General features: G+C 42.1%; 9 protein-coding genes and 1 pseudogene. 6 read left to right on the forward strand and 4 right to left on the reverse strand.

The window, feature by feature from the left end:
• Positions 1-37 precede the first annotated feature (37 nt).
• The gene (locus FTU22_RS02920) at positions 38-1,879 is read right to left on the reverse strand and encodes a monovalent cation:proton antiporter-2 (CPA2) family protein (RefSeq protein ID WP_180092915.1); all 1,842 of its coding nucleotides are present in this window, start codon (positions 1,877-1,879) and stop codon (positions 38-40) included.
• Between the two features lie 79 nt (positions 1,880-1,958).
• Positions 1,959-4,181 carry a primosomal protein N' gene (locus FTU22_RS02925; RefSeq protein ID WP_180092918.1) on the reverse strand — a complete coding sequence of 741 codons (2,223 nt, stop codon included), beginning with the start codon at positions 4,179-4,181 and terminating at the stop codon, positions 1,959-1,961.
• A gap of 150 nt (positions 4,182-4,331) precedes the next feature.
• Here FTU22_RS02925 and gspF point away from each other — a divergent pair, with 150 nt between their 5' ends.
• The 4 genes and pseudogenes from gspF to FTU22_RS02945 all read left to right on the forward strand — a co-directional run bounded on the left by gspF (position 4,332) and on the right by FTU22_RS02945 (position 7,218).
• Positions 4,332-5,537: a type II secretion system inner membrane protein GspF gene (gene gspF / locus FTU22_RS02930; RefSeq protein WP_180034999.1), complete on the forward strand. Its 1,206-nt coding sequence runs from the start codon at positions 4,332-4,334 to the stop codon at positions 5,535-5,537.
• A 36-nt stretch (positions 5,538-5,573) separates the two neighbouring features.
• Complete coding sequence (gene gspG / locus FTU22_RS02935; protein ID WP_180034998.1) at positions 5,574-6,011, forward strand: type II secretion system major pseudopilin GspG; 438 nt, start codon at positions 5,574-5,576, stop codon at positions 6,009-6,011.
• Positions 6,012-6,294: 283 nt separating this feature from the next.
• Positions 6,295-6,630 (forward strand): hypothetical protein, encoded by a 336-nt coding sequence (locus tag FTU22_RS02940; protein ID WP_078192809.1) that lies wholly within the window; start codon positions 6,295-6,297, stop codon positions 6,628-6,630.
• A 249-nt stretch (positions 6,631-6,879) separates the two neighbouring features.
• Positions 6,880-7,218: pseudogene (locus FTU22_RS02945) on the forward strand (tRNA-binding protein).
• An 83-nt stretch (positions 7,219-7,301) separates the two neighbouring features.
• On the opposite strand, the gene lnt reads toward FTU22_RS02945, so the two are convergent.
• Both lnt and FTU22_RS02955 read right to left on the reverse strand, forming a co-directional pair.
• Positions 7,302-8,861, reverse strand: coding sequence for an apolipoprotein N-acyltransferase (gene lnt / locus FTU22_RS02950; RefSeq protein WP_180024762.1), 1,560 nt, complete (start codon positions 8,859-8,861; stop codon positions 7,302-7,304).
• Complete coding sequence (locus tag FTU22_RS02955) at positions 8,858-9,697, reverse strand: HlyC/CorC family transporter (protein WP_078189781.1); 840 nt, start codon at positions 9,695-9,697, stop codon at positions 8,858-8,860. Before FTU22_RS02955 ends, lnt begins: the two co-directional genes overlap by 4 nt.
• Before the next feature lie 200 nt (positions 9,698-9,897).
• On the opposite strand from FTU22_RS02955, the gene tusA reads away from it, so the two are divergent.
• Together tusA and FTU22_RS16460 are read left to right on the forward strand one after the other, a co-directional pair.
• Complete coding sequence (gene tusA / locus FTU22_RS02960; protein WP_078189780.1) at positions 9,898-10,155, forward strand: sulfurtransferase TusA; 258 nt, start codon at positions 9,898-9,900, stop codon at positions 10,153-10,155.
• A gap of 133 nt (positions 10,156-10,288) precedes the next feature.
• Positions 10,289-10,455, forward strand: a 167-nt coding sequence (locus FTU22_RS16460) for a hypothetical protein (protein WP_180092921.1), incomplete at its 3' end; no start/stop codon positions are given.

Here is a 10,455-nt window from a genome sequence, read left to right on the forward strand (position 1 = left end):
ACCCTGCTTTAATGGTGACGATATTGTAAAACACAAGTCATTCATTATCATCTCTTGTGACATCAATACGATGACGTTGTAAGCTGCGTTGTAAATCAACACCTGTAGGTTTTTCACGGGCTTGCGCATCGCTTTCAAACAAATGTTCCAGTTCAGCTAAAGCGTTACGATGCGTTTCATAAATCTTTTGTTCATCGGTATAGATTTGCTGCTGTTGAGTCAGCAGTTTCTCATCATAATCACGGAACAATTCGATACTCTTATAGGCATCTTCATCGCTGATGCCTAAGTCGCACAGCATGTGATAGGCCATTCCTAAAGAGGATAAATAGGTTTCACGCCAAATATGCTCAATCCCCAAATCACGCAGCAAATGCACTTGATGTCGGTCACGCGCGCGGACCAACAATTTTAACTGAGGGTAATTCAGACGAATATGACGTGCCACGTTCATTGAGTCTTCAATATCATCAATGGCAAGGACAAACACTTTGGCATGTTCAATGCCCGCAGCGCGTAAAATATCTGGTTGTGTGGCATCGCCATAATACAGATGACCACCATAATTACGTACGAAATCGACTTTGTCTAAGTTGCTATCAATGGCGGTAAAAGACAAATGCTGTAAATGCGCCACACGAGCAATGATTTGTCCAAAACGTCCAAAGCCCGCAATAATCACAGGATTATGTTCATCCGGAATGTCGTCATATTCGGGGATGGTTTTTGGATTAAAACGCGGCAAAATTTGTGATTGTATTAACCAGTACAACATTGGGGTCAACACCATCGACAAAGTGACGATGAGGGTTAATGGCTCCAAAATGGCTTGCTGTACGACATTTTCACTTTTCGCCACACTAAAGACCACAAAGGCAAATTCACCGCCTTGAGCCAAACAGGTCGCCAGTAAAATACTGTTGCGCCATGAATTTTTGAGATAACGTGCAATCGCGGTAACTGACGCCATTTTGATGAGCATCAGTGCCAACGCACCACCGATAATGAACCATGGCATTTCAACAAACAACGACAGTTCCGTGGTCATGCCCACGGTCATAAAGAACAGACCAAGTAAAAGCCCTTTAAACGGAGCAATACTGGCCTCGAGTTCATGGCGGAATTCTGAGTCCGCAAGTAACACACCTGTGAGGAAAGCACCCAGTGTGGTACTGATGCCAAGTACATCCATCAACACCACGACACCCAGCACTATAAATAAACCGACAGCGGTGATCAGTTCATGCGCACCACTTTTCGCGACGAAGCGGAAAAAAGGCCGCATTAAGTATCGACTAAATAAAAATAAGCCTGAAAAAGTCGCAATGATTGCAGCGAAATAGGCGATTCCGTGATGTGATGATTCTGTTCCTGCGAGCAGGGGAATGACTGCAATCAGGGGAATCGCGGCCATATCTTGAAACAGCAAAATCGAAAAAGATTGTTGCCCATAGGTGGTGTTCAATTGCTGCTTCTCACTCAGCATCTGCAAGACAAAGGCAGTAGAAGAAAGAGCAAGAGCGGAACCGATAACGATACTGGCTGCAATGCCTTGTTGTAATGCAAAAAAACTGCCTAGCGCTAAAACAAGACCGGTCAGACCGACTTGTAAACTCCCCATGCCGAAAATAGAACTACGCATACTCCATAGACGCTGTGGACGGAGTTCGAGGCCGATCAGGAACATCAGTAAGATCACGCCAAACTCAGCAAGCTCTTGGATCGCTTGGGGATCACTGGCAATGTTAAAGACATCGGGGCCGAGCAAAATACCGGTGAACAGATATCCCAATACCGTTGCAATACCAAAGCGCTTGAGCAAAGGGACAAGCAATAAGGATGCGCCAAGGAAAATTGTGATCTGTAACAGTAGTGACATTTACTCGTCCTAGAGTTGTGTTTTTGGTCGAAAGTTGCAATTCAGTATGACTGATATTTTCAGACTGAATTGTACGCGTTTAACTGAGTTCCTGTGGGTCTATATCGAGGCTCAATTTCATATTTGATGGCTTGTTATGTAAGATGTTTTGCCACCAATAACGCAGATAATAATGTAAGCGTGCACGATCTGTTGACAGCAAAACCATGTGGGATTGGTAACGCCCTGCTTTGCGCTCCATCGGGGCAGGAATCGGCCCCCAAATATCAATAATTCCAGCAGAGTCCTGACGCAGCAATTGGGCATGTTGCTGTAAAAATTCAGTATTGAGTTCTTGGTTTTTTGACTCACAGCGTACCAATGCGGCATAGCGAAACGGTGGCATTTGTGCCATTTCCCGTTCTTTCATGGTTTCTTTGGCAAATTTTCGGTAGTTCTCATTGACCAAAATATTCAAAAGCGGATGGTCGGGTCTTAATGTTTGTAGGAATACATCGCCTTTACGTTCGCCACGGCCGGCACGCCCTGTGACTTGCACAATGAGTTGAGCGGTACGTTCGATGGCACGGAAGTCCACACTCAGCAGACCTGAATCGATATCTAAAATCGCCACCAAGGTGACGTAAGGAAAATGATGACCTTTGGCCAGCATTTGCGTACCAAGCAAAATAGCAGGCTCACTTTTTTGAATTTTGTCATAAATCTTTTGCCAACTACCAACGCGGCTGGTTGAGTCACGATCCACTCGAATGATGTCATGTTCAGGAAACAACTCATTTAAACTTTCTTCAACTTTGGCTGTGCCCATCCCAATAGATTTGAGCTCCTGATGATTACACTGTGGACAGTGATCTGGCATACGGTGAATGGTGCCGCAGTGATGACAATGTAAATGTTGATAAGGTGTACGATGAACCGTGAAATTGGCATCACAGTGTGGACATTTGGCTTGCCATGCACAACTTTCACAAATCAGTACAGGTGCATAACCGCGGCGGTTTAAAAACACCAATACTTGCTCTTTTTTTTCAAGCCGTTTACGGATTTCACCAATCAAAAGTTGGCTGATTCCATGCTGCTTCTGTGCCACTTTAAGATCAAGGATGTGCATTTTCGGCATGACCGCGGTGCCTGCGCGTTGGTTTAGTTCCAAAATTGTCATCTTGCCTTGTTTGGCAAGGGCATAGCATTCAATGCTAGGCGTGGCAGAACCTAAAATTACGGGGCATTGTTCCAGATGCCCACGGTAAAGTGCGACATCCCGAGCGTGATAGCGAAAGCCTTCTTGTTGTTTAAAGGACAGATCATGCTCTTCATCAATCACAATTAAACCTAGATTAGGCAGTGGCGTATAAATCGCAGAACGTGTGCCTAAGATAATTGAAGCCTTGCCCGTTTGCGCAGCTTGCCAAGCTTGCATACGTTTTGAATCGTTTAACCCCGAATGTAATAGGGCAATATTGCAATGAAAACGTGATTGGAAGCGGCTAATGGTCTGTGGGGTGAGTCCAATTTCAGGCACTAAAACCAAGACCTGTTTGCCTTGCTTGAGAACCTCTTGCATGATTTGTAAATAGACTTCAGTTTTACCACTGCCAGTTAAGCCATCGAGCAGGAAGGCCTGATATTTTTTACGTGCTTTTAATACGCTATCGATCGCTTTTTTTTGGTCAGGGTTTGCCGTAAGTGGCATTTGCGCCATGCTCATCGGCATCGGGCTAAAGTCTTGTTCTGCTAACACACATTCGCAGATGCCTTTTTTCTCTAAGGCTTTGAGTGTTGCTGTTTCCACACCTGACAAATTTAAAAGATTTTCACCTGTGCCTGTGGGATGTAATTTTAGTATTTTATACGCTTCTTGTTGACGCTCTGAACGTTTAATTTTGGCTTCAGCATTATGGTCAATCAGATTCCATGTCCGTGCCAATAAATTATAGGGGTTTCCCTGGCGTAACAGCGTCGGAAGGGCACTTTGCATCACTTCACCAATCGGAAATTGGTAATACTGTGCAGACCATGTCAATAAATTTAAAACTTTCTCATCTAAAATGGCGTGATCATCAAGTAGTTCAGTAATGGCCTTGAGTTTAAAGCTTGAATCGAGTGGTGCATCGGGTGCAATTTTTTCCACGATGATGCCGGTCAAATTTTGCCGACCAAAAGATACAGCAACGCGTGCACCTACTTCAGCTTGTTGGTATTGCTCTTGGCTTAAGCTGTAATCGAAGCAGTCGTATAAATATACCGGAACGGCGACTCGAACGCGGTAAATAGGTGTTGCAATGCTCGCTGAATTTGCCATAAAACGTGGATAAGTTCCTGATTAAATTTCGTCGTGATCGTAAAGGAGTTGTGTTAGAGTGAGCTCATATTTTATATCTAAGAATATGAATGATTTTGATGGTCAGACGCAACTGCGCTGATAGAAATTTTGGAAAATTAGAGCATTACAATGCCTGCATATCAGTTTACTGCCATAGACGCTTCAGGGAAGCAGCAGAAGGGTGTACTTGAGGGTGATTCTGCGCGTCAAATTCGTCAACAGCTCAGAGATCAGTCACTTATTCCAGTTGCTGTCGATCCGATAGAGCAAAAAGACAAACACACGCAGCAGCGCTTGTTTCAAAAAGGGCTGAATGCCTATGACTTGGCTTTATTGACTCGCCAACTTTCAGTTTTGGTTGCCGCTGCAATTCCATTAGAAGAAGCGATTCGTGCTGTGGGAAAACAAAATGAAAAAGCCCATGTGCAAAACCTGTTGATGTCGGTGCGTTCTAAAGTTTTGGAAGGGCATTCTTTAGCCAACGCACTACAACAAGCGGGACGCTTTCCTGAACTGTATATTGCCACAATTGCAGCAGGTGAGCGTTCAGGTCATCTCGATCTCATTCTCGACCAACTTGCCGATTACACCGAAAACCGCTTTGCCATGCAAAAAAAAGTGCAGGGTGCGATGATTTATCCCATCATCCTGATGTTAATGTCTTTCGGTATTGTGATGGGACTCATGACCTATGTGGTCCCAGATATTGTCAAAACCTTTGACCAAAGCAAAGATGCCTTGCCGTGGATAACGGTCGCTTTAATGAAAGCCAGTGATTTTATTCGAATGGCCTGGCCATTTTTATTGGTCGGTAGCGTAGTCTCGATTTTTCTCTTGGTTCGATTCCTCAGAACAGCGGCGGGACATTATGCCTTTGATCGATTGACCTTGAAATTACCGTTATTTTCCAAACTGTCTAAAGGCATTAATGCCGCTCGTTTTGCTAGTACCTTATCGATTTTAACCAAGTCTGGCGTGCCATTGGTCGATGCTTTAAAAATTGGCGCAGCGGTCAGTAATAATTGGGTGATTCGAGATTCGGTCAACCTTGCGGCAGAGAAAGTAACAGAAGGTGGTAATTTAGCAACACAGCTTGAGCGAAGTGGTTATTTCCCACCGATGATGGTACAAATGATCAAAAGTGGTGAAAGTTCAGGCGAATTAGACCGGATGCTAGAACGTGCGTCGACGATGCAAGACCGTGAAGTGACGACCTTAATTTCAACTTTATTGGCGTTACTTGAACCGCTGATGTTGGTATTTATGGCGAGCATTGTACTGGTGATCGTGATTGCTGTGATGCTGCCAATCGTGAATATGAATAATATGATTTAAGACATTCTAACAATGATGTGAACAGAGATTTGTAACATGCAAGTGAAGACAAAAAATATGAAGCAACAAGGTTTTACTTTAATTGAAGTGATGGTGGTCATTGTCATTTTAGGTGTTTTGGCTGCGCTGATTGTACCGAACGTGATGGGCCGTGGTGAAAAAGCTAAAGTCGATACTACGGCCATTACTTTAAAAAGTGTCGCTGGCTCATTAGATCAATACAAAATGGATAATGGTAAATTCCCTTCAATGCAAGACGGTGGATTAAATGCTTTGATCACTAAACCTGAGTCTGCTAAAAACTGGTTGCCGGGTGGCTATATCAAAGGTGGCTATCCAAAAGACAGTTGGGACAATGACATTCAATATGTGATTCCAGGTTCTGAAGGCCGTCCTTATGATCTTTATTCATTTGGTGCGGATGGTCAGTCTGGCGGTGAAGAAAATGATGCTGATATTTACTATAAACACTAACTGAGAATAATTATATATTCAGTTTTAATGGAATTAATCACTTTACTTAATAGGATGTTTCAATATTGAGTAAAGTGATAATAAATCTTAATTATAAAATTAATATTAAGTTGTTGAATTTAATTTAAATTATATAATATAAAATATGTGATATTTATAATAAGAATTATTCCCAATTTTATTGATTACAATAATCGAAAAATATGAATAAATATAGGCTTTTCATTTAAATAAAACCGCGCATAATATCTTTTATGGTACTTTTTTAGCCATGGAGGATAGTATGAAAGCATTATTATTAACGGATGAAATTAACCAATTTCATTGGTCTATGCTGAAATCTGTTCTTTTGATTTTAAGTATTCTGCCGATCAGTCAAGGCATTGTGTATTTATGGCAAAGCACTGAGGGCAGTAGCCAAATTATGGTGGGCTTCTTTGCCATGAGCTTAATGAGTTCATTACTGGCTTTAAGTTTTTGGTCTGCATTAAAAGCGACTGTGGCAAATTTAAAACAAGAACATGCATCTGCCATCGAACAACTGGTTGTTCGTCTTTATCGATATATTCCAATGGTATCTTTAGCTGCCATGCTTTCCTATTTAGTTACGCAGTTATAACCCCAAAATTAACCTTCAAAACTGGAGCTTGTTCCAGTTTTTTTATGTCTCGTGTTAATGAACAGTTCGTAGCGTACATCAGTGCATACTTCTACATGGTACGCGCTCTAACATAACCTTGCTTTGTCCGTTTTGACGCATCGAATGTCTGTTTCACATATGGTCAGCCTGAATGAAATTTTTATAATCTTTAAATATCAGATCTTAGATAGTTAGATGAAGTACAACAAAGAAAAGAAAGAGGGAAAAATGCAACAGATCGATTGGCAAGATTTTTTGAAAGTTGAATTACGTGTGGGGAAAATTGTACAGGCGGAAGTCTTTGAGTAAGCACGTAAACCTGCGTACATTCTTTATGTGGATTTTGGAGAGGAACTGGGCATTAAAAAATCCAGTGCGCAAATTACACAGCTATATCAGCCGGAAAATCTATTGGGAAAATTGGTCGTTGCCGTCGTGAATTTTCCAAAAAAACAAATTGGGCCGATCCAGTCAGAGTGTTTGGTCACAGGTTTTCATAATGCAGAGGGGCATGTTGCTCTTTGTGTGCCTGATGCAGAGATTCCCCTAGGCACTAAGTTACTTTGAAAAAGTAAGGTGAGCTGGCACCCTGAAAGTTTATCAATAAAAAACCGAGCTTTGGCTCGGTTTTTTGATCTTTTGTAGCGGAATTAACGGCGTGATTTAAAAGAAATATCAACTTTACGCGGGCGATAAATCCAACCGAGAACCAATAACAAGAATGAGAAAATCAACACAGGCCAATCACTTAAGCGTGTGTAAAGTGTCTCGCCTTGCATGGCAGGTAAATCACCACGAAGTACCGCATCTTTATCCATCGGTGCTTGTTTCACAATGTGGCCATTATGATCAATAAAGGCGGTAATGCCGGTATTGGTTGCACGGATAAACCAACGGCCATTTTCTTTGGCACGCATTTGAACCATTTGTAGGTGCTGATGTGGGCTCGCTGTTCCAGTAAACCAAGCGTCATTGGAAATAGTCACTAGGTAGTCACTTTGACTGGCATTACGGCGCGTTAAGTTAGGATAAGCCACTTCATAGCAAATCGCTGCGCCTAAATCATGACCTTTAACATTCAAAGGATTTTGGTTGTTTGCGCCACGTGAAAAGCCACTCATCGACGGGTCATTTTGTAGGGCAGGTAGTACCCAACTTAACATCCCTGAAAGCGGAATGTATTCACCAAAGGGGACTAGACGTTGCTTCTTGTATAGACCAGAAGATTCATCACCAGTTGCCATGATGGTGTTGTAATACATAGGGTGTTGGTTTTGCTGTGATTCTGCCAAATCCCAATAGGGAATACCTGTCACCCAAGCCGTACCTGTTTTATTGGCTTGGATTTTCATCGCATCCAAAAACGGCTCAATATCGGTTTGGAACATTGGAATGGAGGATTCCGGCCAAACAATGACATCACGCCCCCATTCGGTCCGACTTAATGACGCATATTTCATTAAGGTTTGAGCTTGGTATTCTGTTAACCATTTTAAATCTTGTGGAATATTGCCTTGAATTAAGGAAACACTCAGCGGTTTTTCATTTTTAGGCTGAACAAATTGCAGTTGCGCTGCACCCCATGCACCGAGCAAAACAAGGGCAGAGGGAACAATCCAAAAGATGCGTTTACGCAGGATTTCAACCAAGGCGCAGGCCAATACAATGACCGCGAAAGATACCCCAAAGATCCCGAATAATGGCGCATAGCCATCGAGGAATCGTTCAGTAAAGGCATAACCTGCAAACAACCATGGAAAACCAGTAAAGACCCAAGTTTTACTCCACTCGAAAAACACCCAAAGTGGCGCAAAGGTCAGTGGTGTTTCTGGAAAGAAGCGGCGGTAGAGCCAACTCTGAACTGCGGTAAACAGCCCCATCACAATTGCCATAATGGCAATCATCAAAACACTGAGTGCTGAATTGGTATCACCATAGACATGGATCGAGGTATACAGCCAAAAAGCCCCGACAAACCATAAGCCAAAGCCATAAGCTAGACCAATGAAAAACGATTGTTTAGGGGTACGCTGACTTAAGCAGGCATACAGCAGGGCTGGAGATAAAATCGCCAACCACCAATAATGATAAGGTGCCAGCGACAAGCTGAATATGGCACCTGAAAATAATGCGATCAGCAAAGGATAGATGAAAGGTAGCTGTTTTTTTTGTTGTGAATGGTTTAGCAGCTTATCAAAGTAGGTTCTCATTTACGGACAGCTCGGATCAGATGAATGGTACGTGCATCTGCCTCCAAAATGGTAAACTCCCAGTTTTCAAGTTCAATCACTTGACCTTGTAAATCACTGACTAAGCCCATTTCTTGTAGCAGTAAGCCGCCCACAGTTTCTACTTCATCATCTGAAAAATCAGCATCTAAAAGATTGTTAAAGTGTTCAATTGGTGTAAGTGCTTGAACCAACCATGTATTTGCGCTCAGCGGGTCTTCATCTGGAATGATAAATTGAGCTTCTTCATCAACTTTGTCGTGTTCATCTTCAATTTCACCCACAATTTCTTCAAGAATATCTTCTAAAGTCACTAAACCTGAAGTTGTGCCATATTCATCAATCACTACAGCGATATGGGTTTGGGTATTTTTCAACATACGTAAAACTTGGTCAGAACGCGCGCTCTCGGGTACAAATAAGGGTTGACGCATTAATGCACGAATATCGACTTTGGTGGTCGGCTCTGTCAAAAATGGCAACAAATCTTTGGCCAACAAAATACCGACAACATTGTCTGGCTGGTCTGAGGAAAAGACTGGGAAACGTGAGTGTGCAGATTCAACAAGTACATGCAAAATATCTAATAGCTCATCATCTTCTTGTAAGCTGATCATCGCAGTACGGGGGGTCATAACCTCGCGGATTTTAGTTGCAGGTAAGTCGAGTACCCCTTCGAGCATGGCAACTGTATCGGGTTCTAAGAAGCGACGTGAATCTTGTACCAATTTCAACAGTTCGTCACGGGTTTCTGGTGCAGTGCCCAGCCATTTACGTAAGCCGCGCATGCCCCACGACGGGCCGGATTCCTCTTGCATGATCTTTCCTAAAGACTCTTAATATCTAATAAATGATGATTTTATCATACCGTAGAAAATACAGTTGTCTATTGTTAATGTTGATCTAGATGATGAGCGATCAAGTCATTTTAAGACGTTATCATCTGCATTTTTCAAGCTAACATTCGGTCGTCAGGATTATGCTAAAATAGCCTTAGATTTTAATACTGAGTTTTCTAATGTCTGAGCCTTCTGTGCCCCCATCAATTCAATTAAACACCCGTGGCTTACGTTGCCCTGAGCCTGTGATGATGTTGCATCAAGCCATTCGTAAATCAAAATCGGGCGATATTGTTGAGGTTTTTGCAACAGATAATTCGACCTCTTGGGATATTCCGAAATTTTGTATGCATTTAGGTCATGAGCTATTGCTTCAAGAAGAACGTCTTGATGAAAATGGAAATAAAGAATTTCATTATTTGGTTCAGAAAGGTTAATTTAAGAGATTGTAAAAAATAATAATTATTAAGATGTTACATTTTTATTAATAAAATAGGCTGGTCAAGTCTGATGGCTAGCCTATATCATTCGCAGCATAATTATACAAAGTTTAAAAAACAGACTTTTAAAATGTTAAATTCGATTGCTCTTATACTTGAAAAATTAGGCTTATCCGCCCAAAAACGTGCCATTCATGTGCAATTTTCCAACCCTGCGTTGAATGAAGAGCTTTTTATTCAACGTATTGATGGGGAGCATGTCTTAAACCAAGGCGTGCAAGCGACTTTGATTTGCCT

It is taken from the genome of Acinetobacter sp. YH12076 (genome assembly GCF_013419525.1).
Lineage (GTDB): Bacteria > Pseudomonadota > Gammaproteobacteria > Pseudomonadales > Moraxellaceae > Acinetobacter > Acinetobacter amyesii.

What these genes read in the sequence shown, in the direction of transcription:
- tusA (WP_078189780.1), top strand. Translation starts at nt 9,898, where the DNA reads ATGTCTGAGCCTTCTGTGCCCCCATCAATTCAATTAAACACCCGTGGC.
- gspF (WP_180034999.1), top strand. Translation starts at nt 4,332, where the DNA reads ATGCCTGCATATCAGTTTACTGCCATAGACGCTTCAGGGAAGCAGCAG.
- FTU22_RS02925 (WP_180092918.1), bottom strand. Translation starts at nt 4,181, where the DNA reads ATGGCAAATTCAGCGAGCATTGCAACACCTATTTACCGCGTTCGAGTC.
- FTU22_RS02940 (WP_078192809.1), top strand. Translation starts at nt 6,295, where the DNA reads ATGAAAGCATTATTATTAACGGATGAAATTAACCAATTTCATTGGTCT.
- gspG (WP_180034998.1), top strand. Translation starts at nt 5,574, where the DNA reads ATGCAAGTGAAGACAAAAAATATGAAGCAACAAGGTTTTACTTTAATT.
- FTU22_RS02920 (WP_180092915.1), bottom strand. Translation starts at nt 1,879, where the DNA reads ATGTCACTACTGTTACAGATCACAATTTTCCTTGGCGCATCCTTATTG.
- lnt (WP_180024762.1), bottom strand. Translation starts at nt 8,861, where the DNA reads ATGAGAACCTACTTTGATAAGCTGCTAAACCATTCACAACAAAAAAAA.
- FTU22_RS02955 (WP_078189781.1), bottom strand. Translation starts at nt 9,697, where the DNA reads ATGCAAGAGGAATCCGGCCCGTCGTGGGGCATGCGCGGCTTACGTAAA.